The sequence below is a fragment of the Streptomyces sp. NPDC059373 genome, from assembly GCF_042751495.1.
Lineage (GTDB): Bacteria > Actinomycetota > Actinomycetes > Streptomycetales > Streptomycetaceae > Actinacidiphila.
In genome coordinates this window covers 137,298-163,127 of record NZ_JBHYXC010000010.1, presented here as the reverse complement: position 1 = coordinate 163,127, position 25,830 = coordinate 137,298, and the positions used below count along the sequence as shown (strand labels likewise).

At 72.2% G+C, this 25,830-nt stretch carries 26 protein-coding genes; 17 read left to right on the top strand and 9 right to left on the bottom strand.

The window, feature by feature from the left end; all coding sequences use genetic code 11:
* Positions 1-168: 168 nt before the first annotated feature.
* Together ACFXJ5_RS17255 and ACFXJ5_RS17250 are read right to left on the bottom strand one after the other, a co-directional pair.
* The gene (locus ACFXJ5_RS17255; RefSeq protein WP_384631229.1) at positions 169-1,398 is read right to left on the bottom strand and encodes a hypothetical protein; all 1,230 of its coding nucleotides are present in this window, start codon (positions 1,396-1,398) and stop codon (positions 169-171) included.
* An 84-nt stretch (positions 1,399-1,482) separates the two neighbouring features.
* A complete protein-coding gene (locus ACFXJ5_RS17250) occupies positions 1,483-1,686 on the bottom strand; it encodes a hypothetical protein (protein WP_384631228.1) in 204 nt (67 codons plus the stop codon).
* A 132-nt stretch (positions 1,687-1,818) separates the two neighbouring features.
* Here ACFXJ5_RS17250 and ACFXJ5_RS17245 point away from each other — a divergent pair, with 132 nt between their 5' ends.
* Positions 1,819-2,793: a carbohydrate kinase family protein gene (locus tag ACFXJ5_RS17245; protein WP_384631227.1), complete on the top strand. Its 975-nt coding sequence runs from the start codon at positions 1,819-1,821 to the stop codon at positions 2,791-2,793.
* 22 nt (positions 2,794-2,815) lie between these two features.
* Here ACFXJ5_RS17245 and ACFXJ5_RS17240 read toward each other — a convergent pair whose 3' ends face one another.
* From ACFXJ5_RS17240 to ACFXJ5_RS17225, 4 genes are all read right to left on the bottom strand, one after another.
* Positions 2,816-3,484 (bottom strand): response regulator, encoded by a 669-nt coding sequence (locus tag ACFXJ5_RS17240; RefSeq protein WP_384631226.1) that lies wholly within the window; start codon positions 3,482-3,484, stop codon positions 2,816-2,818.
* Positions 3,481-4,704, bottom strand: a complete 1,224-nt coding sequence (locus ACFXJ5_RS17235; RefSeq protein WP_384631225.1) for a sensor histidine kinase — start codon at positions 4,702-4,704, stop codon at positions 3,481-3,483. The genes ACFXJ5_RS17240 and ACFXJ5_RS17235 overlap by 4 nt, the downstream gene beginning before the upstream one ends.
* A gap of 148 nt (positions 4,705-4,852) precedes the next feature.
* Positions 4,853-5,131, bottom strand: a complete 279-nt coding sequence (gene pspAA / locus ACFXJ5_RS17230) for a PspA-associated protein PspAA (protein ID WP_384631224.1) — start codon at positions 5,129-5,131, stop codon at positions 4,853-4,855.
* Between the two features lie 29 nt (positions 5,132-5,160).
* A complete protein-coding gene (locus ACFXJ5_RS17225; protein ID WP_384631223.1) occupies positions 5,161-5,934 on the bottom strand; it encodes a PspA/IM30 family protein in 774 nt (257 codons plus the stop codon).
* Positions 5,935-6,134: 200 nt separating this feature from the next.
* Between ACFXJ5_RS17225 and ACFXJ5_RS17220 the strand changes: the two genes are divergently transcribed.
* Genes ACFXJ5_RS17220 through ACFXJ5_RS17210 form a run of 3 tightly spaced genes read left to right on the top strand, consistent with a single transcriptional unit; the run spans position 6,135 to position 8,677 of the window.
* Entirely contained in the window at positions 6,135-6,740 is a 606-nt protein-coding gene (locus ACFXJ5_RS17220) for a DUF3043 domain-containing protein (protein WP_384631222.1), read from the top strand.
* 53 nt (positions 6,741-6,793) lie between these two features.
* A complete protein-coding gene (locus tag ACFXJ5_RS17215; RefSeq protein ID WP_384631264.1) occupies positions 6,794-7,540 on the top strand; it encodes a class I SAM-dependent methyltransferase in 747 nt (248 codons plus the stop codon).
* A 54-nt stretch (positions 7,541-7,594) separates the two neighbouring features.
* Entirely contained in the window at positions 7,595-8,677 is a 1,083-nt protein-coding gene (locus ACFXJ5_RS17210) for a S1C family serine protease (protein ID WP_384631221.1), read from the top strand.
* A 69-nt stretch (positions 8,678-8,746) separates the two neighbouring features.
* On the opposite strand, the gene ACFXJ5_RS17205 is transcribed toward ACFXJ5_RS17210, so the two are convergent.
* Positions 8,747-8,956 carry a hypothetical protein gene (locus tag ACFXJ5_RS17205; RefSeq protein WP_384631220.1) on the bottom strand — a complete coding sequence of 70 codons (210 nt, stop codon included), beginning with the start codon at positions 8,954-8,956 and terminating at the stop codon, positions 8,747-8,749.
* Between the two features lie 71 nt (positions 8,957-9,027).
* Between ACFXJ5_RS17205 and ACFXJ5_RS17200 the strand changes: the two genes are divergently transcribed.
* From ACFXJ5_RS17200 to ACFXJ5_RS17190, 3 genes are all read left to right on the top strand, one after another.
* On the top strand, positions 9,028-10,242 hold the full coding sequence (locus ACFXJ5_RS17200) for a bifunctional adenosylcobinamide kinase/adenosylcobinamide-phosphate guanylyltransferase (RefSeq protein ID WP_384631219.1): 1,215 nt from the start codon (positions 9,028-9,030) through the stop codon (positions 10,240-10,242).
* A gap of 72 nt (positions 10,243-10,314) precedes the next feature.
* Positions 10,315-11,340, top strand: a complete 1,026-nt coding sequence (cobT, locus tag ACFXJ5_RS17195) for a nicotinate-nucleotide--dimethylbenzimidazole phosphoribosyltransferase (RefSeq protein WP_384631218.1) — start codon at positions 10,315-10,317, stop codon at positions 11,338-11,340.
* Between the two features lie 64 nt (positions 11,341-11,404).
* Entirely contained in the window at positions 11,405-13,156 is a 1,752-nt protein-coding gene (locus tag ACFXJ5_RS17190) for a phosphatidylglycerol lysyltransferase domain-containing protein (RefSeq protein WP_384631217.1), read from the top strand.
* Here ACFXJ5_RS17190 and ACFXJ5_RS17185 read toward each other — a convergent pair.
* Entirely contained in the window at positions 13,117-13,860 is a 744-nt protein-coding gene (locus ACFXJ5_RS17185) for a hypothetical protein (RefSeq protein WP_384631216.1), read from the bottom strand. The genes ACFXJ5_RS17190 and ACFXJ5_RS17185 overlap by 40 nt on opposite strands.
* 43 nt (positions 13,861-13,903) lie before the next feature.
* On the opposite strand from ACFXJ5_RS17185, the gene ACFXJ5_RS17180 reads away from it, so the two are divergent.
* From ACFXJ5_RS17180 to ACFXJ5_RS17140, 9 genes are all read left to right on the top strand, one after another.
* A complete protein-coding gene (locus ACFXJ5_RS17180) occupies positions 13,904-14,677 on the top strand; it encodes an adenosylcobinamide-GDP ribazoletransferase (protein WP_384631215.1) in 774 nt (257 codons plus the stop codon).
* 93 nt (positions 14,678-14,770) lie between these two features.
* Positions 14,771-16,105 (top strand): MATE family efflux transporter, encoded by a 1,335-nt coding sequence (locus tag ACFXJ5_RS17175; protein WP_384631214.1) that lies wholly within the window; start codon positions 14,771-14,773, stop codon positions 16,103-16,105.
* Between the two features lie 216 nt (positions 16,106-16,321).
* On the top strand, positions 16,322-17,830 hold the full coding sequence (locus tag ACFXJ5_RS17170; RefSeq protein ID WP_384631213.1) for a leucyl aminopeptidase: 1,509 nt from the start codon (positions 16,322-16,324) through the stop codon (positions 17,828-17,830).
* A gap of 325 nt (positions 17,831-18,155) precedes the next feature.
* A complete protein-coding gene (gene lpdA / locus ACFXJ5_RS17165) occupies positions 18,156-19,544 on the top strand; it encodes a dihydrolipoyl dehydrogenase (protein ID WP_384631212.1) in 1,389 nt (462 codons plus the stop codon).
* A gap of 51 nt (positions 19,545-19,595) precedes the next feature.
* Positions 19,596-21,350, top strand: coding sequence for a 2-oxoglutarate dehydrogenase, E2 component, dihydrolipoamide succinyltransferase (sucB, locus tag ACFXJ5_RS17160; protein WP_384631211.1), 1,755 nt, complete (start codon positions 19,596-19,598; stop codon positions 21,348-21,350).
* A gap of 206 nt (positions 21,351-21,556) precedes the next feature.
* On the top strand, positions 21,557-22,402 hold the full coding sequence (locus ACFXJ5_RS17155; protein ID WP_384631210.1) for a hypothetical protein: 846 nt from the start codon (positions 21,557-21,559) through the stop codon (positions 22,400-22,402).
* 30 nt (positions 22,403-22,432) lie between these two features.
* The gene (locus ACFXJ5_RS17150; RefSeq protein WP_384631209.1) at positions 22,433-22,675 is read left to right on the top strand and encodes a hypothetical protein; all 243 of its coding nucleotides are present in this window, start codon (positions 22,433-22,435) and stop codon (positions 22,673-22,675) included.
* A gap of 71 nt (positions 22,676-22,746) precedes the next feature.
* A complete protein-coding gene (locus ACFXJ5_RS17145) occupies positions 22,747-23,730 on the top strand; it encodes a helix-turn-helix transcriptional regulator (protein ID WP_384631208.1) in 984 nt (327 codons plus the stop codon).
* A 66-nt stretch (positions 23,731-23,796) separates the two neighbouring features.
* Positions 23,797-24,312: a DUF4240 domain-containing protein gene (locus ACFXJ5_RS17140; RefSeq protein ID WP_384631207.1), complete on the top strand. Its 516-nt coding sequence runs from the start codon at positions 23,797-23,799 to the stop codon at positions 24,310-24,312.
* A 6-nt stretch (positions 24,313-24,318) separates the two neighbouring features.
* Here the strand turns inward: ACFXJ5_RS17140 and ACFXJ5_RS17135 are convergent, their stop codons facing one another.
* Positions 24,319-24,822 (bottom strand): GNAT family N-acetyltransferase, encoded by a 504-nt coding sequence (locus ACFXJ5_RS17135; protein WP_384631206.1) that lies wholly within the window; start codon positions 24,820-24,822, stop codon positions 24,319-24,321.
* 50 nt (positions 24,823-24,872) lie between these two features.
* Here ACFXJ5_RS17135 and ACFXJ5_RS17130 point away from each other — a divergent pair, with 50 nt between their 5' ends.
* Complete coding sequence (locus ACFXJ5_RS17130) at positions 24,873-25,769, top strand: TIGR01777 family oxidoreductase (protein ID WP_384631205.1); 897 nt, start codon at positions 24,873-24,875, stop codon at positions 25,767-25,769.
* The last annotated feature ends 61 nt before the right edge of the window (positions 25,770-25,830 follow it).

The window sequence follows — 25,830 nt, the reverse complement described above, 5'->3', positions numbered from 1 at the left end:
GTGTGCGGGAGTGCGGAGCCGGCCGGCGGCCCGGCCGCCCCGGCGGGTCCCCGGGGGGTACACGCGGGGGCCCCCCGGTGCGGCCCCCACGCGGGCCGGGGGGGGCCCCCGGGCGGGGCGCCCCCCACTTCTGTGTGCAGTCACTTCTGTGTGGTCACTTCTGTGTGGTCACTTCTTCGGGACCGCCTTGCCGTCGAAGGCGTCGACGACCTTCCGGGCGCCCAGCGGCTTGCCGAGCGGCACGGTCTTCGTGAAGAGCTTGGCGATCATGATGCAGGGCCGCTCCGGATGCTTGCGCACCTCCGTGACCTGCGCCTTCACCGTCTGGCCTGACTGGTCCGCGGACGCCGTGTAGGTGCTGCAGACGCCGCCCCAGAAGCTCAGCTTCAGGCTGTTGCCGTCCACCGTGTAGGACGTGATGTCGACCAGGCCCGGCGGCGTCGCCTCCGTGGTGTCCACCGCCGGCTGCGCCAGCGTCGTGGTGCCCTTCACGCCGGCCTGGGTCACCTCGAACAGCCAGGACGGTACGAGGGCCTGCCGGCCGGCCACGTACTGCGAGGAGAGCCCGAAGACCGCCTTGCGGACGTTCAGAGGCTGGGTCCTGGTGGGCACGCAGGGAAGCACGGTCGGCAGCTTCGGGTCGTCGCCCGGGGCCTTGGACTCCTTGGGCACGACGGTCGGGCATTCGCCGATGCCGTGGTCTTCGCCGCCGCCACGGGCGGCATTGAGGTTCTTGAGGGCCTTTTCGGCGCTCATGACCGGCTGGACGTCGCCCTTGGTGAGCGGCGACAGCGGGCCGTTGGCGCTGGTCAGCACGCCGTCGGGGTCGATCTTCAGGCTGGTGCTCCAGCCGTGCGTGGGGAGGCCGGCGACGACCGGGTCTGCGCTGACCGTACGCAGCCCGTTGGCGGTCTGGCTCGCGTCGGTCTTCGCGCCGCCGAGGCCGAGGGCGGCGAGCAGGGGTGCCGCCTTGTCGAGGGCCTTCTGCTCGGCGACGGCCGCGCCGGACGTGCTGTGGACGCCGGTGCCGTAACGGGCGTACGACCACGAGCCGGGTGCGGCCTTGAGAACCTGGAGGGTGGGGCCCGCACCGCCGCCTGCCTTCCAGAATCCCGCGTCGGACGTGACGGTGCCGGGCACGCCGAGCGCCTTGGCCAGCTTCTCGACGGCGGCGCGGGACACCGTGCCGGGGCGCTGGACCGGCGCCGAGCCGGGGCCGGTCGGCAGCGTGGTCGCGGAGGGGGTGCCGCCGGGTGAGGCGTTCGAGCTGTTGCCGCTGCCCGAGGTCGTGGCCCAGTAAGCGCCACCGCCACCGGCGAACAGGACCGCCATGGCGACGCCCGCGATCAGCAGCGGGGACCTGTACCTACGGCCGTCCTGCGTACGCTCTTCCACCATTCGGCTCCTTCGGCTCCATACCGTTCTCGACGTACGCCGGTTGGACGGAGCCGCGGCTGCGGTGGTTCCAGGGGCCCGGGGGGCTCAGTCCCCGTACTCGGCCATGCCGTCGACGACGTGCGCGGACGCCTCCGGGACGGTGATGCCGTGCAGGCTCGAGGGGGCGACCGCCGCCGCCTTCTCACCGGCCTTGGTTTCCCAGTGGGGGGCCATCTTGTGGCAGTCGCCGATCAGCTGTGCGAGTGATTCGGGTTCTGCGGGGGGAGTGGGGGGAAGAGAAGTGGTCATAGTCCTGACAGTAGGCATCCCGGAGCACGGGATAAAGCCCTACTATCGGGTAGTTTCGCCGTGTCGGCGCAGGCCAGTGGCACCCGGTAGCGTTGACAGGTCCGTATCGCCCTCCGCAGGAGCGTCCCTGTCGTGCGTATCGCTGTCACCGGCTCCATCGCCACCGACCACCTGATGACCTTCCCCGGCCGCTTCGCCGACCAGCTGGTCGCCGACCAGCTGCACACGGTCTCACTCTCCTTCCTCGTCGACAATCTGGACGTACGGCGCGGTGGCGTCGGCGCCAACATCTGCTTCGGCATGGGCCAGCTCGGCACCAGGCCGATCCTGGTCGGCGCGGCCGGCTCCGACTTCGACGAGTACCGCGCCTGGCTGGACCGGCACGGCGTGGACACCGGGTCCGTACGCATCTCCGAGGTGCTGCACACCGCCCGCTTCGTCTGCACCACCGACACCGACCACAACCAGATCGGCTCCTTCTACACCGGCGCCATGAGCGAGGCCCGGCAGATCGAGCTCACGGCCGTCGCCAACCGGGTCGGCGGCCTCGACCTGGTCCTCATCGGTGCCGACGACCCCGAGGCGATGCTCCGCCACACCGAGGAGTGCCGTTCGCGCGGCATCCCCTTCGCGGCGGACTTCTCACAGCAGATCGCCCGCATGAGCGGCGACGACATCCGGATACTGCTGGACGGCGCGGCCTACCTCTTCTCCAACGAGTACGAGAAGGGGCTCATCGAGTCCAAGACCGGCTGGACGGACGAGGAGATCCTCGCCAAGGTCGGGCACCGCGTCACCACGCTCGGCTCCCGGGGCGTGCGGATCGAACGGACCGGCGAGGAGCCGATCGTGGTCGGCTGCCCGGAGGAGGACGCCAAGGTCGACCCCACCGGCGTCGGCGACGCCTTCCGCGCGGGCTTCCTGTCCGGCCTGGCCTGGGGCGTCGGCCTGGAGCGGGCCGCGCAGGTCGGCTGCATGCTGGCCACCCTGGTCATCGAGACCCTGGGCACCCAGGAGTACACGCTGCGCCGGGCGCGCTTCATGGACCGGTTCACCAAGGCGTACGGCCACGAGGCCGCCGACGAGGTGCGGGGGCACCTGATCTAGCGCTCCCGTACGGCGACAGGCCCTAGCGGGCGCTGGGGCGCACCAGGCCGGACTCGTACGCCGCGACCACCAGTTGGGCGCGGTCGCGGGCGCGGAGCTTGGCCATGGTGCGGTTGACGTGGGTCTTGACGGTGAGCGGGCTGACGCCGAGGCGGTCGGCGATCTCGTCGTTGGGCAGTCCGGCGGCGACCTGGACCAGCACCTCGCGCTCCCGGGCGGTGAGGGCGGCCAGCTCCGGCACAGGGCGGGCGGGGCCGCCGGGCAGGGCGAGGAAACGGTCGATGAGGCTTCGGGTGGCGGTCGGCGACAGGAGCGCGTCGCCGGACGCCACGATCCGTATGGCGTCGAGGAGTTCGCGCGGCTCGGCGCCCTTGCCGAGGAATCCGGAGGCGCCGGCGCGCAGCGCCTGGACCACGTACTCGTCGGCCTCGAAGGTGGTCAGGACGAGGACCGCGACGCCGGCCAGGTCCTCGTCGGCGGTGATCGCCCTGGTCGCGGCCAGGCCGTCCATGCCGGGCATGCGGATGTCCATGAGGACGACGTCGGCGCGGGCCGAGCGGGCCAGTGCCACCGCCTCGGCGCCGTCCGAGGCCTCCCCCACGACCTCCATGTCGGGCTCTGACTCGACGAGGACCCGGAAGGCGCCGCGCAGCAGGGCCTGGTCGTCGGCGAGCAGCACGCGAATGGTCATGCCTTGTCCCCCACGGTGAGCGGAAGCCGTGCGTGGACGCGGAAACCGCCGTCGGGGCAGCGGCCGGCCTCGCAGGTGCCGCCGAGGGCGGCGGTGCGCTCGTGCATGCCCATCAGGCCGTGGCCGCCCGCGTGTTGACCGATTTCGGAGGACTCGACGGTCTCGGCGGTCTCGGCGGGGGACGTTCCGCCGTCGTCCTGGACGGTGACCTCCAGGGCGTCGGTGGCGCGGGTGACCCGGACCTCGACGCGGGCCCCGGCGCCGGCGTGCTTGTGGGCGTTGGTCAGCGACTCCTGGATCACCCGGTACGCGGTGAGGTCGACGCTGGCGGGCAGCGACGGCGCGGGTTCGGCGACGGCGACCTCGACGGGGAGCCCCGCGCGACGGAAGCCGTCGATCAGCTGGTCCAGCACGCCGAGGCCCGGGGCGGGTTCCATGGGCGCCTCGGGTTCGCCGGACTGGCGCAGCAGGCCGACCGTGGCGCGCAGCTCGTCCAGGGCCGAGCGGCTGGCCTCACGGACGTGCGCGAGGGCCTGCTTGGCCTGGTCGGGGCGGGTGTCCATGACGTGCGCCGCGACCCCCGCCTGGACGTTGACCAGGGCGATGTGGTGGGCCACCACGTCGTGCAGTTCGCGGGCGATCCGCATGCGTTCCTCGGTGACCCGTCGCTTGGCTTCCTGCTCGCGGGTGCGTTCCGCCCGCTCGGCGCGCTCCTCGATCGCGGCGATGTAGGGCCGGCGGGTGCGCTTCGCGTCGCCGGCCGCCGCTGCCATGCCGGTCCAGGCCAGCAGGGCGAGGTTCTCCGGGGAGTACCAGGGCCGTCTGCCGACCAGCATCGCGGCGGCGGTGAGCCCGACGCAGGTGAGGACGCCGGCCCGCCAGGTCGTGGGCCGGTCGGTGTACGCGGCGGCGGAGTAGAGCGCCACGACCGCGCAGACCACCACGGGGCCGCTCTCCCGGCCGCCCTCCGTGGCGACGTACCCGACGGTGACCGCACAGGTGAACGCCAGTACGCCGAGCGGGTACCGGCGGCGCAGCACCAGCGCCGCGCAGCCGAGGACGCTGAGGGCCGCGCCGGAGGCCGACGAGTCGTACTTCGCCTTGTCCGGCCCGATGTACAGGCTGCCGAGGATCACGCCCAGCACGACGGCGGCCAGGAGGGCGTCGAGCGCCAGGGGGTGGGCCCGCAGCCGTCTGGTCGGTCGGGCAAGGGGGTTCACTGAGGTCACCTCGCGACAGCGCCGGCAGTACAGGCAGCAACGGTACGGGTCGCGGGGAGACGACTGTGCCCCGGATCCGGGGATTCCGGATCCGGGGCAACGGTCAGGCGCGCCGTCGGGCCGGTGACCGACCCGGTTCGAGCTGGGATCAGCCCGGGATCAGTCCGTCGTCGCGGAGCATCTCCCGGACCTCCTCAAGGGTGGCGTCCGGGTTGGGCAGGATCAGCCCGGACGGCTCCAGGGAGTCGTCCGGCAGCGGCTCACCGAGCGAACGAACGGCGTCGAGCAGGGCGTGCAGCGTGCCACGGAAGCCCGCCTGGTCGCCCTTCTCCAGCTCGACGAGCAGATCGTCGTCGAGCTTGTTGAGTTCGGTGAGGTGGCTGTCGTCCACCTTCACCTGCCCCTCCCCCATGATCCGTACGATCATGACGCCCTCCTCGGGTGCCGGTGCCGGTGCTACTGCTTGTCGAACCGGGGCTGGTCCTTGGTCTCCTGCTGGCCGCTCTCGATCGCCTGCTGCGGAGTGCCGCCCGCCAGCTCGGCCTTCATCCGCTGCAGTTCCAGCTCCACATCACTACCACCGGAGAGCCGGTCCAGCTCGGACTGGATGTCGTCCTTGGCGAGTCCGCTCGCGTCGTCGAGCGCTCCGGAGGCAATCAGCTCGTCCAGGGCACCGGCCCGGGCGCGCAGCTGCTCGGTCTTGTCCTCGGCACGCTGGATGGCCATGCCGACGTCGCCCATCTCCTCGGAGATGCCGGAGAAGGCCTCGCCGATCTGGGTCTGCGCCTTGGCCGCGCTGTAGGTGGCCTTGATGGTCTCCTTCTTCGTACGGAAGGCGTCGACCTTGGCCTGCAGCCGTTGGGCCGCGAGGGTGAGCTTCTCCTCCTCGCCCTGCAGTGTCTGGTGCTGCGTCTCCAGGTCGGTGACCTGCTGCTGCAGGGCCGCCTTGCGCGACAGCGCCTCTCGGGCCAGGTCCTCACGCCCCAGGGCGAGCGCCTTGCGGCCCTGGTCCTCGTACTTCGTCGACTGCTGCTGCAGCTGGCCCAGCTGCAACTCCAGACGCTTACGCGACGTGGCCACGTCCGCGACGCCCCGGCGCACCTTCTGCAGCAGCTCCAGCTGCTTCTGGTACGAGTAGTCCAGGGTCTCGCGCGGATCCTCGGCCCGGTCCAGGGCCTTGTTGGCCTTCGCGCGGAAGATCATTCCCATCCGCTTCATGACACCGCTCATGGGCCTCGCGCGCCCCCTTCTCACCGGATTCAGCTCGCCAGCACACCTCTACAGACCCCACAGTACGGGGCCTGGTTCCATTACCCCACTGTTCGGGGGCGGATGCGCTCATCCTGCAGGACGATCACAGTTCGGTGTCCTCAGGCCCAGGGATGACCAGGAGGCTGGGGGACGGGTCCGGGACCACGTAACCTGGGAGTGTGTTCCGACGTCGTTCCCAAGATGAGCAGGCCGCCAAGGCCTCGACCACCACGGTGCTCGAGGACGAGCGGCAGTCCCGTGACCCGCAGGCTCCCAAGGGTCGTCCCACGCCCAAGCGCAGCGATTCCCAGACCCGCCGCCGCACCGCCGCGACCGTGCCGTCCGACCGCAAGGCGGCGACCAAGCAGGCCCGCGAGGCCCGCCGGGTCGAGCTCGCGAAGCAGCGCGAGGCGCTGGCCGGGGGCGACGAGCGCTACCTGCCGCTGCGCGACCGAGGCCCGGTGCGCAAGTTCGTACGGGACTACATCGACTCCCGGCTGCGGGTCGCCGAGTTCTTCCTGCCGCTGGCGGTGGTCATCCTCCTGATGACGATCGTGCAGAGCGCGGCGATCAAGAACCTCGGCCTGGTGCTGTGGCTGCTGGTCATCCTCCTGATCGTGTTCGACTCGGTCTTCACGACCATCACGCTGCGGCGACAGCTGCACAAGCGGTTCCCGCAGGAGAGCAGGCTGCGCAGCCACATCTCCTACGGTCTGATGCGCACCCTGCAGATGCGGCGGCTGAGGCTGCCGAAGCCGCAGGTCAAGCGCGGCACGAAGCTCTGAGCGGGTCCGTCCCCGCCGGATTCGCGGCAGGCGCCGAGGCCTGGCTGAGCGGGCTGGACAGCTTGCGGAACACCGTGCGCCAGGAGCTGGTCGCCCGACAGCTCGACGAGCAGATCACCGCCCGCTTCCCCGTCGGCCGCCGGCTGCGCGTCCTGGACGTCGGCCCCGGGCAGGGCACCCAGGCGCTGCGGCTGGCCCGCGCCGGGCATCTGGTGACGGGCCTGGAGTCCGATCAGGCCATGCTGGACGCCTTCCGGGCGGCGCTCGCCGACCAGCCCGAGGGCATACGTGAGCGCGTCACCCTCATCGAGGGCGACGGCCGCGAGACCGGCCGGCACTTCGGGCCCGGCAGCTTCGACGTGGTCCTCTGCCATGGCGTGCTGATGTACGTCCCCGAAGCCGACGCCATGCTGGCCGCGCTGGCGCGCGTACTGGCCCCGCAGGGGTTGCTCTCGCTGCTGGTGCGCAACGGCGACGCCCTCGCCATGCGGCCCGCCCTGCTCGGCGACTGGGCCGGCGCGCTGGCCGCCTTCGGCACGGAGACGTACACCAACCGGCTCGGACTGCCGGTGCGGGCCGACCGGCTGGAGGCCCTCTCGGCGACCCTGGCCGGCATCGGCCTGCCGCTGGGCGGCTGGTACGGCGTCCGCGTCTTCACCGACTCCGCCGACCGTTCCGTGCCGCCGCCGGAGGACCCGGCGGAGCGGGAGCGGCTGCTCGCGGTCGAGGAGCAGGCGGGACGTACGGATCCGTACCGGGCGGTGGCGGCGCTGCTGCATCTGGTCGCGGTCCGTAGCTGACCCGTCCGCCGCTCCGGAGGGGCGAGGCGGCGCGACCAACGCGACAATTCCGGCATGAGGAAATTCACGGGCCTGGCTGCCATGGCGCTGCTCACCTGTGCGACGCTCGCGCTGGCCGGGTGCAGCGGTTCTTCCGGGTCCTCCGCCAAGGCATCGGCGTCCACGTCGGCGTCGGCGTCGGCGTCCGCCGCTCCGGGGGCGGACACGGCGGCGACGAGCGATCTGGAGGCCGCGTACCAGCGGGTCGTGAAGAACGTGCTGCCGTCGGTCGTCCAGATCACAACGACGTCGGACCTGGGCTCGGGGATCGTCTACGACGACAAGGGCCACATCGTCACCAACGCCCATGTGGTGGGTAACGCCAAGTCCTTCAAGGTGACGCTCGTCAACAGCCACACGCCCCTCGATGCGACGCTCGTCTCGAGCTACCCCGCGCAGGACCTCGCCGTGATCGCGCTGAGCAGTCCCCCGAAGGGGCTGAGGGCGGCGACCTTCGGTGACTCCACGAAGGTCGCGGTCGGGCAGATCACGCTGGCGATGGGCAGCCCGCTCGGGCTCTCCGGAAGCGTGACCCAGGGCATCGTGTCGGCGCTGGGCCGTACGGTCAGTGAAGGGTCGTCCGGCGGCGGCACGGGCGCGACCATCAGCAACATGGTGCAGACCTCGGCGCCCATCAACCCCGGCAACAGCGGCGGCGCACTGGTGAACCTCGCCGGTCAGGTGATCGGCATCCCGACCCTCGCGGCGACCGAACCCGGCCTCGGCGACAGCACGGCGGCCGGCATCGGCTTCGCCATCCCCGCCTCGACGGTCACCAAGATCGCGAACCAGATCGTCAGGAACGGGAAGGTCACCGAGTCCGGGCGGGCCGCGCTGGGGATCACCGGCCGGACCGTCCTCAACGACAACTTCGAGGCGGCGGGCGTCGCGGTGGTGTCGGTCACCAAGGGCGGGGCGGCCTCCAAGGCCGGTCTTCAGGCCGGCGACATCATCACCAAGGTGGGCAGCTCCCCCATCACCACGATCGAGTCGCTGTCGGAGGCCCTGGCGGCGTACGCGCCCGGGGACAAGGTGGCGGTGACCTTCCAGCGGGGCGGGACCACGAAGACGGTGACCGTGACGCTGGGCCAGCTGTGAGCGGCCCGGGGTGGCGGGCCGCCCGCTGACCACCGGGCCGCCCGCCGTCCTGGACGCAGGCGGGCCGCCCTACTCCTCGTCGCCGTGCAGGCTCATGGGGCCGTAGATCTTGGTGCCGTCGTCGGAGAGCACGACCTGGTCCGTACCGCCCTGCACGAGGTCCTTCCAGACCTCACCGATCCAGGACTCGGCATCCCCCTGCGTGGTGAACTCCTCCGGCTCAACCGCGGGCTGAACCTCGGTGCCGTCGGCCTTCTCGAACCGCCACGTCCACGCCATGTCCGTACTCCTCAGTCCCTCGGGGTGCCTGCCCGGCAGCGTAGCGTGCACGGACGAGAGAGGATCGTGACGTGGAACTCACTCTCCTCGGCACCGGAGGCCCCGAAGGCCTGCCCCTCCCCGACTGTCCCTGCGCCACCTGCGCCTGCGCCACCGGCGAGCAGGCACGTGCCGCCACCGCCCTGCTGGTGGACGGCACGCTGCTGCTCGACCTCACGCCCGGGCTCGCCTTCGCGGCCGCCCGCGCCGGGCACTCGCTCGTCGGCGTACGGCAGGTGCTGCTGTCGCACCCGCACGACGGGCCCGCCGTGGAGATCCCCGCCGGGCTCCCCGCGCCCGCGCGGATGGCGGCCGGGCAGGAGCTGGCGCTGCTGTCCGGTCACCACGTCACGGCCGTGGCGGTGGACGCCCCCGGGTCCGGCTACGAGGTCGAGGGGCCGGACGGCGAGCGGCTGCTCTACCTCCCGCCCGGGTGCGCGCCCGCGGGACTGGCCGAGGGCTCGGCGCCGTACGCGTACGAAATGGTGCTGCTCGACGTCGTGGGGCGGCCCGACGCGCTGGCCCGGCTCCGGGCGGCGGGCGCGGTCGGGCGTACGACGGACGTGCTCGCCGTCCACCTCGACCATGCGGTGCCGCCGGGCGCGGCCGAGCTGCGGCGGCAGCTGGCGGCGCTGGGCGCGCGGGCCGTACCGGACGGCACGACGCTGGTCGTCGGCGAGTACGCGGACGTGCCGGACGTGCCCCGCCGGACGCTGGTCCTCGGCGGTGCCCGGTCCGGTAAGTCGGTGGAGGCCGAGCGACGGCTCGCCGCCTTCCCAGGCGTGCTGTACGTCGCGACGGCAGGTGTGCGGGAGGGGGACCCGGAATGGGCCCAGCGGGTCGCCCTGCACCGGGAGCGGCGGCCCGGGGCGTGGCAGACCCTGGAGACCTGCGACCTGGTGCCGCTGCTCGGGGGGGGCGCGGACGAGCCGGCGCTGCTGATCGACTGCCTCGCGCTGTGGCTGACCGATGCGATGGACGCCGTCGGCGCGTGGGACGACGCGGCGTGGGAGTACAGCGGGCGGCGCGAACTGCGGGCGCGGGTCGACGAGTTGGCGGCGGCCTGGCGGGCGACCCGGCGGACCGTCGTCGCCGTCAGCAACGAGGTGGGATCCGGGGTGGTGCCGGCGACCGCCAGCGGCCGGCGCTTCCGGGACGAGCTCGGGCGGCTGAACGCGGTGGTCGCGGACGAGTCGGAATGCGTCCTTCTCGTGGTGGCCGGGCAGGCGCTCCCGCTGCGGGGCTGACGGGAGGGCGGCCGTGGAGTCCGCGCGGATGCAACGGTCCGACTGCCGCGACGGGGCGGTAGTGTTCGGCCGGTGAGCGGCGTGAATCTCGAAGACTTCGGCTCCCGTGTGGAGCGCCCCGATGCCGGGGTCCGGCGCGATGCGCACGACCGGTGGGAGCGGGTGATGCGGCCGGCCGGGGCTCTGGGGAAGCTGGCGGAGCTCGCCGACTGGCTGGCGGCGGTCCAGGGGCAGGTGCCGGTGCGGACGATCGCGCGGCCGAAGGTCCTGCTGTTCGCGGCGGACCACGGGGTCGCGGCGCTGAACGTGTCGGCGCACCCGGCCGGTTCCACGGTGGAGCTGGTGCGCGCGGTCCTGGAGGGCGACTCGGCGGTGAATGTGCTGGCCCGTCAGTACGGGGCCCAGATCCGGGTCGTGGACGTCGGGCTGGACGTGCAGGTGGAATCCCCGCACCGGGTCCGGCAGGGGTCGGGGCGGCTGGACGTCGAGGACGCGCTGACGCTGGAGGAGGCCGAGCAGGCCTTCCGTACCGGCGTGGCGATCGCGGACGACGAGGCCGACTCGGGCACCGACCTCGTCCTGCTCGGGAACGTGAGCGTGGGCGGCACCACGGCCGCCGGAGTGCTGATCGCGGCGCTGTGCGGCACGGACGCCTCCGTGGTGACGGGCCGGGGCTCGGGCATCGACGACATCGCCTGGATGCGCAAGTGCGCGGCGATCCGGGACGGGCTGCGCCGGGCCCGCCCGGTGCTGGGCGACCAGATGCAGCTGCTCGCCGCGGTGGGCGGCGCCGACCTCGCCGCGCTGACCGGCTTTCTGCTGCAGGCGGCCGTACGCAAGCTCCCGGTGATCCTCGACGGGGTGGTCACCGCCGCGGCGGCCCTGGTCGCGCAGCGCGTGGCCTTCCGGGCGCCGGACTGGTGGCTGGCCGGGCAGACGAACGGCGAGCCGGGGCAGGCGAAGGCCCTGGACCGGCTGTCCATCGAGCCGCTGCTCGACCAGGGCGTGACGGCGGGCGAGGGCACCGGCGCGCTGCTGGCGCTGCCGCTGCTGCAGGGCGCCGCCGCGCTGGCGGCGGAGCTGCCGGAACGTTTCTGACGCTGCCGGCGGCGGCGCGGCGGGACAGTCCACCACCGGTGCATTACGCCTAAAATCGCCCTTTATGGGAATGGTCCGTGCCGCAGGTCCCGCCTCCGCGTCGCTCACGGTCTGGTACCTGCGTCTCGTGGGGTTCCTCAACCTCCTCAGCGCCGTCTGGGTCGCCTTCGGCAACGACATCCGCCGCCACAACATCAATGAGTTCTTCACCCCCTACCTCCTGACCGCCGGCTTCACCTCGTCCCTCTTCGCGTTCTTCCTCGGCATCACCATGCGGCGCAGGAAGCGGGCGGCGTGGATCCTCAACCTGGTGATCAGCGGGCTGTATCTGCTGCTCCTGGCCCTGTCGCTGGCCGACCCGGAGGTCCGCGAGCACGCCCTGAACTGGGTGTCGCTGGTGGTCACCGCCGCCTTCTTCGCCGCGCTGCTGCTCGGGCGCCGTGAGTTCCGCGCGAAGGGCGACCGGGCCAACCCGAGGCTGGCCGCCCTGGTCGCCGTCGGGGGCGCGGTGGTCGGCGGGCTGCTCGCCACCGCGCTGGTGACGGTCACCAACCGGGCTCACGGCTCGACCTTCGGGCAGCGGTTCGGCTATGCGCTGCTGCGGGTGGTCTCCCTGGCGGGCAGCGACACCGACTTCCCGGGGATCTCGACGCCCGGGTGGGTGAACGTCGTCATCAACGTCCTCAGCGCGGTGCTCTTCCTGCTGGTGCTGTACGCGGCCTTCCGCTCCCCGCGCGGTACGGCGCTGCTCGGCGAGGACGACGAGCGGCGGCTGCGCGCACTGCTGGCCCGGTACGGCAACCGGGACTCGCTCGGGTACTTCGCGTTGCGCCGGGACAAGAGCGTGGTGTGGTCGCCCAGCGGCAAGTCGGCGATCGCGTACCGGGTCGTCGGTGGTGTCTCGCTGGCGTCGGGCGATCCGATCGGTGATCCGGAGGCCTGGCCGGGCGCCATCGACGCGTGGCTGGCCGAGGCGCGGGAGCACGCCTGGGTGCCGGCGGTGATGGGGGCGAGCGAGGAGGGCGGCACGGTCTACGCCCGGCGCGGCGGGCTCAACGCGCTGGAGCTGGGCGACGAGGCGCTCGTGGAGACCGCCGAGTTCACCCTGGACGGCCGGGCGATGCGGTCCGTACGGCAGGCGTACAACCGGGTGAAGCGGGCCGGCCACACCGTACGGATCCGCCGGCACGAGGACATCCCGGAGGAGGAGATGGACGCACTGCTCGACCGCGCGGACCACTGGCGGGACGGCGAGACCGAGCGCGGCTTCTCGATGGCGCTGGGCCGGCTGGGCGATCCGGCGGACGGGCGGTGCGTGATGCTCGAGTGCCGTGACGGGGCGGGGGAACCCCGGGCACTGCTGAGCTTTGTGCCCTGGGGGCCGGAGGGGCTGTCGCTGGATCTGATGCGCCGGGACCGGGACTCCGACAACGGGCTGATCGAGTTCATGGTGATCGAGCTGATCCAGCGGGCGGACGAGGTCGGGGTCAGCCACATCTCGCTGAACTTCGCGATGTTCCGGTCGGTCTTCGAGCGAGGCGCGAGGCTGGGCGCCGGGCCCGTGCTGAGGGTGTGGCGGTCGCTGCTGACGTTCTTCTCGCGGTGGTGGCAGATCGAGTCGCTGTACCGGGCGAACGCCAAGTACCGGCCGATCTGGGAGCCGCGCTACCTGCTGTTCGAGAAGAGCGGTGAGCTACCGCGGATCGGGATCGCGAGCGCGCGGGCCGAGGGATTCATCCAGGCGCCGCGTCTGCTGTCGCTGTGGAAGCGGCGGCGTCAGCGGTCCGGGTCCGGCGTACCGCCGAGCCAGTCCTGAATCCGCCGCCGGGGGGCGTCCCAGCGGGCGTCGTGGCGGGCGGCCCGGGCGATGGCGCGGCGCTGGGAGCGGGGGCGGCGGGCGTAGAGCTTGTCGGCCCAGTACGAGCCGGGGCGGGCCAGTCTGGCGGCCCCGAACAGCGCGACGAACGGGACGAGAATGCCGACGACGGCGAGCCGGCCCTTGCCCTTGACCAGGGCGATGAGGGAGAAGAGCAGATTGAACAGCACGGTGAGGACGACGCCGACCCGGTCCTGCTGCTCGCCGGCGGTCACCGAGTTCACGCCGAACGGAAGGAAGCCGCCCAGCAGCAGCCCGACGAGAGCGGCCGTCAGCACGACCACTTCCACGCTCTTGCGGCCGCGCTCGCTCCAGTACACGTCGTCGAGGTAGAGCAGCAGCGCGAACTCGTCCAGGACCAGCCCCGCCCCCATCCCGAACACCACGGCGCAGATCCCCGCCGCCCAGCCCTGCCGGTTGCTCGACACGGCGCCGAAGCCGCCGATGACGGTGAGCACGACCCCGGGGACCACGTGGTGGATGTGCATGCCGCCGGGGGTGACATTGCGGAACGGCCCCTTGCCGGCCCGGATCAGCCGGGTGACCGTCCGGGTGATCGCGAACGTCAGCAGGAACGACGCCAGCGCGAGAAGCAGCGGCAGCTTGCCCGGCTCGACGATGTTCCGGTACCACCAGTGACCCATGTCCGTAAATCTACTGATTTGCGGCCCAGATACGCTGCACGCCATGGCTTTTGACGACGGACCGCGCTTCGCCTTCGGCACCCTGACCGTCCTGCGGATCCGCGTCACCCGCTGGGACCGCGCGGCCGCCCGCACCGGCATGCTCTGCGCTCCGCTGGTCGGCCTGGTCGTGGGTGCGGCCGCGGCCTTCGTCGGCGGCCTGCTGCTGCTCCTCGGGGCGAGCGCTCTGCTCGCCGCCGTCGCCACGGCCGCCGTGCCCGGCGCCCTCACCCGGGGTCTCCATCTGGACGGCCTCGCCGACACGGCCGACGGCCTGGGCAGCGGCAAGCCCGCGGAGGACGCCCTCCGCATCATGAAGCAGTCCGACATCGGCCCCTTCGGCGTCCTGACCCTCCTCTTCGTGATCCTCGGTCAGGTCGCCGCCCTCTCCTCCCTCTACGCGTCCTCCTGGGCCCTCGGCGCCGTCGCCGTCACCGTCGCCTCCGCCGTCGGCCGCGCCGCCATGACCCTCGCCTGCCGCACCGGCATCCCCCCGGCCCGCCCCGACGGCCTCGGCGCCGCCGTCGCCGGCGCCCTCCCCATACGCACCGCCCGGGCCGCCGCGGCCGCCGTCGTCCTGCTCGGCGCCGCCTGCGGCACCGCCTTCGGGCCTTGGGGCGCCCTGCAGTTCGCCGCTGCCGCGGTGGCCGGGCTGGCCGCCGCGGAGCTTCTGCTGCGCCGCTGCCGGGACCGCTTCGGCGGTGTCACGGGGGACGTGTTCGGCGCGCTCTGCGAAACGGCGGTCGTCGCCACGCTGGTCGTCGCCGCGCTTGGCTAGTGCCGTGACCGGCGATGTTTGCCCGTCAAGGAGCGTGCGTGCTGGGCGGCGCGACAGGGCAAGGCTTGCCGGGAGGGGCACTAGGGTTGGGCCGTGACGTCAACTGCCGCCCCGGGCAAGGATCGCAAGATAGCGGGGGCGGCCCTGCCGCTCTACCTCACCCTGATCGCCTCGTCGGCCGGCGCCGTCGTGGACACCGCGGTCCTCGGGCGTCATGCCACCGCTGCACTGGCCGCCTTCGCGGTGACCATCGCGGTGTTCAACCCCGCGTCCGCCGCGGTGGCGGGGGCGTTGCGGGGCGTGATGCCCTTCGTCGCCGAGAAGGACGACGATCCGGAGGGGCTGCTCGCCGTCGTACGCAACGGCATGTGGCTGGGCCTGATGGTCGGGGTGCTGGGGGCTCTGCCGGTCGCGGCGGTGCCGCTGCTCGGGCGGGTGACCGGGGTGCCGGGGGCGACGCTGGACGCGTTGGGGGTCTTTCCGTATCTGCTCGCGGGCGCGGTGCTTGTGCTCGGGCTGAGCACGTCGGCGACGTCGAGCCTGGTGGGGCTGGGCCGCGGCAAGGCGGTGATGCGCTCGGGTCTCGCGGGGACGGCGGCGGCGGTCGCGCTGTCGCTGAGCCTGGTCCCCCGCTTCGGGCTGCCGGGTGCGGGCGTGGCGATGCTGGCTTCGGTGAGCATCAACGCATGCGTCGCGCACGTCAGCCTGCGCCGGGTGCCTGTGCTGGCAGGGCGGTCGCTGCGACTGGGGCGGCCACGCTTCGGGGAGGTCCTCCGCTTTGCGCGGGTGGGGATTCCGCTGGCCGGGACCGTGCTGTTGAAGTTCGCCTCGCTGGGGGTGCTGACCTTCGCGGCGGCCCGGATCAGTACGGACGCGGCCGCCGTGCACGGTGTCTGCCTTTCGCTGGCCAACCTCGTGTTCACGGCGGCTGTTTCCGTGGGCCAGGCGCTCATTCCGCTCATGGGCCAGTCGCTGAGGACGGGGGACGTGCGGGACGCTCGGCGCAATGTCGCGGCGGGCGTGCGGGTGGCTTTCGGGGCGGTGGTGGTGCTGGGGGTGCTGCTGGTGGCGCTGCGGGCGGTGGTGATTCCGGTTTTCACGACGGATCCGGCGATCCAGAGCCAGGTGCGGGCGCAGCTGCCCCTGCTGCTGGCCGTCGTGGCCTTCGACGCCTTCCAGGCGGTCGTCGGCTTCGGCATGATCGGCCTCAAGCGCACCCTCCCCAGCCTTGTCCGCTTCGCCGTTGTCGGCACTCTGCTGGCCCTCGCCGCGGTCCCCGCCGCCGGAGCGGGCGGCCTCGCCGGGCTCTGGGGCGCCCTCGCCTGTGCCAACGCGGTACTGGCGGTCGGACAGGTGATGTCCTTCCGCCACTACAGCGCGCTTCTGGCGCCGCACCCGGGTGCGGGAGCACCGGTGGCGGCGCACTAGGGCAGGCTTTGCCCGCTCTGGGGGTACGCGAAGGGTGGGGAAACCCCTTGCGGTGGGCTTGGCGGGGGCGGAGGGGGCACTACCCGGCGTAGGGTCGATTCCGCGTCCGCCCATCGCAGGCGCAGGCGTAGGAGAAGCCCGGAGCGGCACGCGGTGGGCGCGGGCGGCCGGCCCATCCACCGGCCGGAAAATACGAGGAACAGGACCTTCAATACCGTGACTGCACTGACTCTCAGCACTTCCTCCGCCGCAGCGCTGCGCGCGGACGCCGTCGTCGTCGGCGTGGCCAAGGGGGCGAAGGGCCCCGAGGTCGCCCCGGGTGCGGAGGCGGTGGACAAGGCGTACGACGGCAAGCTGGCGGCGACGTTGGAGACGCTGGGCGCGTCGGGCGGCGAGGGCGAGGTGACGAAGCTGCCGGCGCCGGCCGGGGTCAAGGCGCCCGTGGTGCTGGCGGTGGGCCTCGGGGAGCCGCCGGCGGACGGCGAGGCGTACGCACCGGAGGCGCTGCGGAAGGCGGCGGGGGTCGCGGCGCGCAGCCTGAGCGGTTCGAAGAAGGCCGTGTTCGCGCTGCCGGTGGCGGACGCGGCGTCGGCGGAGGCGGTCGCGCAGGGCGCGCTGCTGGGCGCGTACACGTACACCGCCTACCAGGCGAAGGCCAACGGCAAGACGCCGCTGGCCGAGGTGGCCCTGGTGGGCGCCAAGCCGCGCGACAAGGCGTACAAGGCCGCCGCGGACCGGGCGATCGCGCTCGCCGACGAGATCAACCGGGCGCGGGACCTGATCAACATGCCGCCGAACGACCTGCACCCGCAGGAGTTCGCCACGGTGGTGAAGGCGGCAGCGGCGGAGCACGGCCTGAAGGTCGAGGTGCTGGACGAGAAGGCGCTGGCCAAGGGCGGCTACGGCGGCATCCTGGGCGTCGGCAAGGGCTCGGCGAACCCGCCCCGGCTGGTGAAGCTGTCGTACCGGACCGCGAAGGCGAAGAAGCACCTGGCCTTCGTGGGCAAGGGCATCACGTACGACTCGGGCGGCATCTCGCTGAAGCCGGCCGGTCACAACGAGACGATGAAGTGCGACATGAGCGGCGCGGCGGCGGTCTTCGCGGCCGTGGTCGCGGCGGCGAAGCTCGGCCTGGAGGTCAATGTCACCGGCTGGCTGGCGCTGGCGGAGAACATGCCGTCGGGCACCGCGACCCGCCCCGGCGACGTGCTGCGGATGTACAGCGGCAAGACGGTGGAGGTGCTGAACACCGACGCCGAGGGCCGGCTCGTGCTGGCCGACGCGATCACCCGGGCGTCGGAGGAGAAGCCGGACGCGATCGTGGACGTGGCGACCCTGACCGGCGCGATGGTGCTGGCGCTGGGCAACCACATCTTCGGGATCATGGCCAACGACGACGACTTCCGTACCGCCGTCCACAACATCGCGACCGAGGCCGGCGAGCAGTCGTGGCCGATGCCGCTGCCGGTGGAGCTGCGCAAGGCGATGGACTCGCCGACCGCGGACATCGCGAACATGGGCGAGCGGATGGGCGGCGGCCTGGCGGCCGGTCTGTTCCTGAAGGAGTTCGTGGGCGAGGGCATCACCTGGGCCCACCTGGACATCGCGGGCCCGGCCTTCAACGAGTCCGGCCCCTTCGGCTACACCCCCAAGGGCGGCACGGGCTCGGCGGTGCGCACGCTGGTGCGGCTGGCGGAGAAGGCCGCCGACGGCGACGTCCTGTGATCGGCGTTCTGTGATCGGCGTTCTGTGATCGACGTCCGATAGACATCTGATGTGATCCTTGCGTCACACACGTACGGGCCCTGGGCATATCGTCCGGGGCCCGTACGTTATTGCGTTCGCCCTGAGCGAGATACCGACGAGTAGGCAGAGAGCTGGACGTTCCGTACGTCTCAGAGCCCGGCCCGGTGGCCCGTCCACCGCGAACAAGTGCGAAGATGTTGTCTCGGCACGACAGGGCCCCCGTTTAAACAGAAGCGGCCGAAAAAAAGCCGCCGCCCGGTCACGGCAGACCGGCTCCGGCGTACCCATGCATGGAGGACGTGACGTGGCGAACGACGCCAGCACCGTTTTCGACCTAGTGATCCTCGGCGGCGGGAGCGGCGGCTACGCGGCTGCCCTGCGCGCGGCGCAGCTCGGTCTGGACGTCGCCCTGATCGAGAAGGACAAGCTCGGCGGCACCTGCCTGCACCGCGGCTGCATCCCCACAAAGGCTCTGCTGCACGCCGGTGAGATCGCGGACCAGGCCCGCGAGAGCGAGCAGTTCGGCGTGAAGGCCTCGTTCGAGGGCATCGACATCGCCGGGGTCCACAAGTACAAGGACGACGTCATCTCCGGCCTGTACAAGGGCCTGCAGGGCCTGGTGGCCTCGCGCAAGGTCACGTACGTGACCGGCGAGGGCCGGCTCTCCTCCCCGACCTCGGTGGATGTCAACGGCCAGCGCTACACCGCGCGCCACATCCTGCTGGCGACCGGCTCCGTGCCGAAGTCGCTGCCGGGCCTGACCATCGACGGCGACCGCATCATCTCCTCCGACCACGCGCTGGTGCTGGACCGGGTCCCGAAGTCCGCGATCGTGCTGGGCGGCGGCGTCATCGGCGTCGAGTTCGCCTCCGCGTGGAAGTCCTTCGGCACCGACGTCACCGTGATCGAGGGTCTGCCGCACCTGGTCCCGGTCGAGGACGAGAACAGCTCCAAGCTTCTTGAGCGCGCCTTCCGCAAGCGCGGCATCAAGTTCAACCTGGGCACCTTCTTCCAGAACGCCGAGTACACGGCGGACGGCGTCAAGGTCACCCTCGCCGACGGCAAGACCTTCGAGGCCGAGCTGCTGCTCGTCGCCGTCGGCCGGGGCCCGGTGTCGCAGGGCCTCGGTTACGAGGAGGCGGGCGTCGCGACGGACCGTGGCTACGTCCTCGTCGACGAGTACATGCAGACGAACGTGCCGACCATCTCGGCCGTCGGTGACCTGGTCCCGACCCTCCAGCTCGCGCACGTCGGCTTCGCCGAGGGCATCCTGGTAGCAGAGCGACTGGCCGGTCTCAAGACCGTGCCGATCGACTACGACGGCGTGCCGCGCGTCACGTACTGCCACCCGGAGGTCGCTTCGGTCGGTATCTCCGAGGCGAAGGCCAAGGAGCTGTACGGCGCCGACAAGGTCGTCACCCTGAAGTACAACCTGGCCGGCAACGGCAAGAGCAAGATCCTGAAGACCGCGGGCGAGATCAAGCTCGTCCAGGTCCGCGACGGTGCGGTGGTCGGCGTCCACATGGTCGGCGACCGGATGGGCGAGCAGGTGGGCGAGGCCCAGCTGGTCTACAACTGGGAGGCCCTGCCTGCCGAGGTCGCGCAGCTGATCCACGCGCACCCGACGCAGAGCGAGGCCCTCGGCGAGGCTCACCTCGCGCTGGCGGGCAAGCCGCTGCACTCGCACGACTGATCCCTCGACACGCAGACCAGTACGCACAGATCGTTAGGAGCAACCGAAACCATGGCGGTTTCCGTAACCCTGCCGGCGCTCGGCGAGAGCGTGACCGAGGGCACCGTCACCCGATGGCTGAAGGCCGAGGGTGAGCACGTAGAGGCCGACGAGCCGCTGCTCGAGGTCTCGACGGACAAGGTCGACACCGAGATCCCGGCGCCCGCGGCCGGCATCCTCGCCTCCATCAAGGTGGCCGAGGACGAGACGGTCGAGGTCGGCGCCGAGCTGGCCATCATCGACGACGGCACGGGCGCGCCTGCTGCCGCCCCGGCTCCGGCGGCGGAGCCCGTCGCGGCCCCGGCTCCGGTGGCTGAGGCCCCGGCCCCCGTGGCCGCCCCGGCCCCGGCTGCTGCTCCGGCCGCCGCCCCGGCCGGTGGCGCCGCGGGCACTCCGGTGCTGCTGCCGGCGCTCGGTGAGTCGGTGACCGAGGGCACCGTGACCCGCTGGCTGAAGTCGGTCGGCGAGGAGGTGGCGGCCGACGAGCCGCTGCTGGAGGTCTCCACGGACAAGGTCGACACCGAGATCCCCTCCCCCGTCGCCGGCACGCTGCTGGAGATCCTGGTGGGCGAGGACGAGACCGCCGAGGTCGGCGCCAAGCTCGCCGTCGTCGGTGCCGCCGGTGCCGCCCCGGCCGCTGCCCCGGCCCCGGCCGCTCCTGCTCCGGCCGCTGCCCCGGCTCCGGCTCCGGTCCAGCAGGCTCCGGCTCCGGTCGCTCCTCCGGTGCCCGCCCCGGCTCCCGCGCCCGCCCCGGCCCCGGTTGCTCCGGCCCCCGCGCCCGCCCCGGTCGCGGCTCCGGCTCCGGTCACCCCGGCTCCGGCTCCGGCCGCCGCAGGCGGTGACGAGGGTACGTACGTGACCCCGCTGGTCCGTAAGCTCGCCGCCGAGAACGGCGTCGACCTCGCCACGGTCAAGGGCACCGGCGTCGGCGGTCGGGTCCGCAAGCAGGACGTCATCGCCGCCGCCGAGGCCGCCAGGGCCGCCGCTGCCGCGAGCGCCCAGGCCGCTCCGGCCAAGGCCGCTGCCGCGCCTGCCGCCGTGTCGCCGCTGCGCGGCCAGACGGTGAAGATGTCCCGCATCCGCAAGGTCATCGCGGAAAACATGATGAAGGCGCTGCACAGCCAGGCGCAGCTGTCCTCCGTGCTCGAGGTGGACGTCACCAAGATCATGAAGCTTCGGGCCCGTGCCAAGGAGTCCTTCCTGGCCACCGAGGGCGTCAAGCTCTCCCCGATGCCGTTCTTCGTGAAGGCCGCCGCCGAGGCGCTGAAGGCCCACCCGTCGATCAACGCCAAGATCAACGACGACGGCACCATCACCTACCACGACGTCGAGAACATCGGCATCGCGGTGGACTCGGAAGCGGGCCTCATGGTCCCGGTCATCAAGGGCGCGGGCGACCTCAACATCGCCGGCATCGCCAAGAAGACCGCCGAGCTGGCCGGCAAGGTCCGCACCAAGAAGATCAGCCCCGACGACCTCGGCGGCGGCACGTTCACGATCAGCAACACCGGCTCGCGCGGTGCGCTGTTCGACACGATCATCGTGAACTACCCGCAGGTCGCCGAGCTCGGCATCGGTGCCACGGTCCGCCGCCCGGTGGTCATCAACCACCCGGACCTCGGCGAGACCATCGCCATCCGCGACATGGTCTACCTGACCCTGTCGTACGACCACCAGCTGGTCGACGGCGCGGACGCGGCGCGGTACCTGTCCGACGTCAAGGCGCGTCTGGAAGCCGGCGAGTTCGAGGGCGACCTCGGGCTCTGAGCCTTACGGCACGCACAACGGCGGTGGCCCGGTCCTTGCTCAAGGACCGGGCCACCGCCTTTTGCCGTTCCGGGTCACGGAAGAATCACGGCCCGCGTTGAACACACCTGCCACAGCTGACGTATTGGAGGGGGCACGGCCATGCATCGCCCGTGAGGGGCCAGACGGGCGCGACCAGTAGTGGATTTCATCTTCAAGGAGATCAGATGTCGCGTGCCCTTCCCTCCTTCAACCGGCGACGGGTCCTCATCGCCGGTGTGCTAGGCGGCGTGATGGTGTCAGGGGTCGTGGTGGTGGGAGCCGCCATGGCGGGTCAGACCAAGGTCACGACCAAGGCCACCACGAAGGCCGCTGTGCCCACGGTCAACTGCCCGGCGGTCAAGGGCGCGTTGCCCGCCATACCGGCGCAGGCCCAGGCGGAGGTCGACCGCAATCTCGCGCTGCTGGACACGCAGATCGCGGAGGCGAACCGCCGCCTGGTCACGACGCAGGGACAAGGCGGCCCGAACTTCATCAACAACGCGATCCTCGGCCCGCTGAAGGACAAGCGGGTGTCGACGATCGACCGGATCGCGATCTCGATCGGCCGGCACGCGGCCAAGCCGACCGGGCTCGACTCGCTGGCGGCCTGCACGCTGAACACGACGGGCGTGGTGGCAACCGCGACCGCCACCGCCACCGCGACCGCCACCCCGTCGGCCGCCGCCTCCACGACCGCGAGTGCGACCGCCACCGGGTCCGCGGCCGCCGGCACGGGCTCGACGATCGTGTGCCCGGACGTCACCGGGCTGATCACCAACGTCCCGGCCTCCGCGCAGGCCGGGGTGAGCAAGGAGCTGGCACTGCTGCAGACGCAGATCAGCGAGGCGAACACCCGCCTCGCCAACACCGTCGGGCAGGGCGGACCGAACTTCGTGAACAACGCGATCCTCGGCCCGCTCAAGGACAAGCGCGTCGCGGTCATCGACCGCATCGTGCTCGACTTCACCCGCACGGGCGCGGCCGCGCCCAACGGCGTCAACTCGTCGCTGGCGGCCTGCAAGCTGTCGTAAACGGGGACTTGGGGATGTGAGAGGGGCCTCATGCGTGACACACGCGAGACACACGAGATGCGGCTGGTCGCGACGGAACCGTCTGGTGCCGAGGAGTGGTTCTGCCCGATGTGCCAGCGGCGGATCCTGATGCAGTGGCCGCCGCACTACGAGGTCGTCGTGCTGGAGCGCGGCGACGACACCGTCGCGCATGCCGGGGGCGGTCCGGTGCCGGAGGACCTGAGATGGCTGCAGGAGATCGGTATCAAATGGGACGGTGATTCGGCGGCCTGAGGTCTCTTCGTCCAGTTCGGTGCGTATCGTTCCCGTACGGAGCGAGGGAACGATACGCACCTGGAGGTCTCATGCGCGCGGCACGCCTCATACACCTGGTGCTGCTCCTGCAGACGCGTGGCTCCATGACCGCGGCCGAACTGGCGGCCACGCTGGAGGTGTCCGAGCGCACCGTGGGCCGCGATGTGCTCGCGCTCTCCGAAGCGGGTGTGCCGGTCTACGCGGAGCGCGGGCGGGCCGGCGGCTACCGCCTCGTGGACGGCTACCGCACCCGGCTGACCGGCCTGGGCCGCGACGAGGCCGAGGCCCTGTTCCTGTCCGGCGTGCCGGCCGCCCTGCGCGCCATGGGCCTGCACGACGCCGCCTCCGCCGCCCGGCTCAAGGTCTCGGCGGCCCTGCTCCCCGAGCTGCGCGACGCCTCGGACTCCGCCGCCCAGCGCTTCCACCTCGACGCCCCGGGCTGGTGGCAGGAGCCCGACACCCCGAAGCTGCTGCCGCCGGTCGCCGAGGCGGTCTGGGGGGATCTGCGGCTGCGGCTCACCTACCGGCGTGACGACGGCGCCGTGGAGCGGGAGTTGGAGCCGTACGGGCTCGTGCTGAAGGCCGGTGTCTGGTATCTGGTCGCCCGGGTGGAGGGCAGACTGCGCGTGTACCGGCTGGACCGGGCGGTCGCGGCCGAGGTGTCCGGCGGCCACTTCCGGCGCGACCCGGAGGTCGACCTCGCCGCCTTCTGGGCGCGGCACGCGGCGGAGTTCGCCCGCTCCATCCTGCGGGAGGAGGTCGTGGTCCGGCTCACGAGCACCGGCGCGCACCGGCTTCCGTACGTCACCGACAGCGCGGCCGCCCGCGACGCCCTCGCGGCGGCCGGCGCGCCGGACGTGCTCGGCCGGGTGATCGTGAGCCTGCCGGTGGAGGGGCTGGATGTCGCCTATGAACAGCTGCTGGCCCTCGGCCCGGAGGTGGAGGTGCTGGGCCCGGCCGATCTGAGGGAACGTTTCGCCTTCGCCGCGGAACGGCTCGCGGCGCTCTACGCTTCGGGGCGGGTGCCCGCGTAACGACACGGGTGCATATGGGCCGCCCCGCGTGCGGGCGGCCGTGGCAAGCCGGATGCTGGAGCGGTGATGGACGAGACCGAGTTCTGGGAGATCATCGACGCGACGCGGGAGGCCGCGGACGGTGATCCGGAGGAGCACGCCGACCTGCTGGTCGAGCGCCTGACGCAACTCGATCCCGACTCGGTGGTCGACTTCGCCCGCCACTTCGAGAACCGCTTCCACCGCGCCTACCGCTGGGACGTGTGGGGCGCGGCCGACATCATGCTGGGCGGTGCGAGCGACGACGCCTTCGACTTCTTCCGGTGCTGGCTGATCGGGCAGGGCCGCCATGTCTTCGAGGGCGCGCTGCACGAGCCCGACGCCCTCGCCTCGCTGATCGACGCGTTCGACCCCGAGGTCGACGGTGACGCGGAGGATCTCGGCTACGCGGCTGACGAGGCGTACGAAGCCCTCACGGGCGTACGCCTCCCGGATCTGGCGCTCTCCGACCCGCCGAGCGAGCCCGAGGGCGCGTACTTCGACTTCGAGGACTCGGACGGCATGGCCGACCGCTTCCCCAAGCTCTGGGCCCGCTTCAGCTGAGGTCACTCACAACGGCCGGCCCATCAGCACGTCGTCCACATACTCCCCGTCGAGCAGGAACTCCCCCGGCAGCACACCCTCCACCGCGAACCCGAGCGACCCGTACAGCCGCCGGGCCGGCGCGTTGTGCCCCAGCACCCGCAGCGTGATCCGGCGGGCCCCCTGCGCCCGTGCCTCGGCCATCGCGGCCGACACCAGCGCCCGCCCGACGCCCCGCCCCCGCGCGGCGTCCGCCACCGCCAGCCCCTGGATCTGGCGGACGTGCGCATTGCAGGCCAGCGGCGTCGCCGGCACCAGGCGTATGTACCCGGCGAGTACGCCGTCGGCCTCCGCCACGAGGTACGCGGCCGGGGTGTGGCGCGCGTCGAAGAACGGCTCCGCGGGGTCCGGGCGGGGCTGCACGGCATGCAGCGTCGCCCAGGTGTCGTGGTCCAGGCGGGCGAGTCCGGCGTCGTCGGTGAGGGCGGCGGGGCGTATCCGGATGCGGGTGCTGCGGTCGGTGGCGGCCATTCGGCCACCCTGCCAGTCGGGGGCGCGGAAACGCGAGGCACTATTGCCTCATGCGTCGCATCGCAGTGACCGGCTCGGCCGGATTGATCGGTTCCGCTCTCGTCCGCTCGCTGAGCGCTGACGGCCACCAGGTCGTACGACTGGTCAGGAGGGAGCCCGCCGCGCCCGACGAGGTGCGGTGGGACCCCGAGCGCCAGTACGTGGACGTCGCAGGGCTGCGCGGGTGTGAGGCGGTCGTGCACCTGGCGGGGGCCGGGGTCGGGGACCACCGGTGGACTGCCGCGTACAAGAAGGAGATCCGGGAGAGCCGGGTGCTGGGGACGGCGGCGATCGCCGACGCGGTGGCGTCGATGGACAGCCCGCCGCAGGTGCTGATCAGCGCCTCGGGGGTCAACTTCTACGGCGACACGGGCGACCGCGCGGTGGACGAGAACGACCCGCCGGGCGACGGCTTCCTCGCGGAGGTGTGCCAGGCCTGGGAGGAGGCGACGGCGGCCGCCGAGGAGGCGGGCGTGCGGACCGCGTACATCCGGACCGGGCTTGTCGTGGCGCGGCATGGCGGGGCGTGGGGGCCGCTGTTCCCGCTCTACCGGGCGGGGCTGGGCGGACGGCTGGGCAGCGGGCGGCAGTACTGGTCGTTCATCGCCCTGCACGACCACGTCGCGGCACTGCGGCACATCATCGACACCCCGACGCTGTCGGGCCCGGTGAACCTGACCGCGCCGGAGCCGGTCACCAACCGGGAGGTCAACGCCGCGATGGGGCGGGTGCTGCACCGGCCGGCTCTCTTCGCCGTGCCGGGGCCGGTGTTGCGGGCCGTGCTCGGGGAGTTCGCTGGGGATGTGCTGGGCAGTTTCCGGGTACGGCCCGGGAAGCTGCTCGACTCGGGCTTCGCCTTTGCCTTCCCGGAGATCGACGGCGCGATTCGAGCGGCGCTCGGCCGATAACTACGGCTTGGCGTGGTCGAGTTGTGGGCATGACGGTTCCAGCGCAGCTGACGCGAGCGGG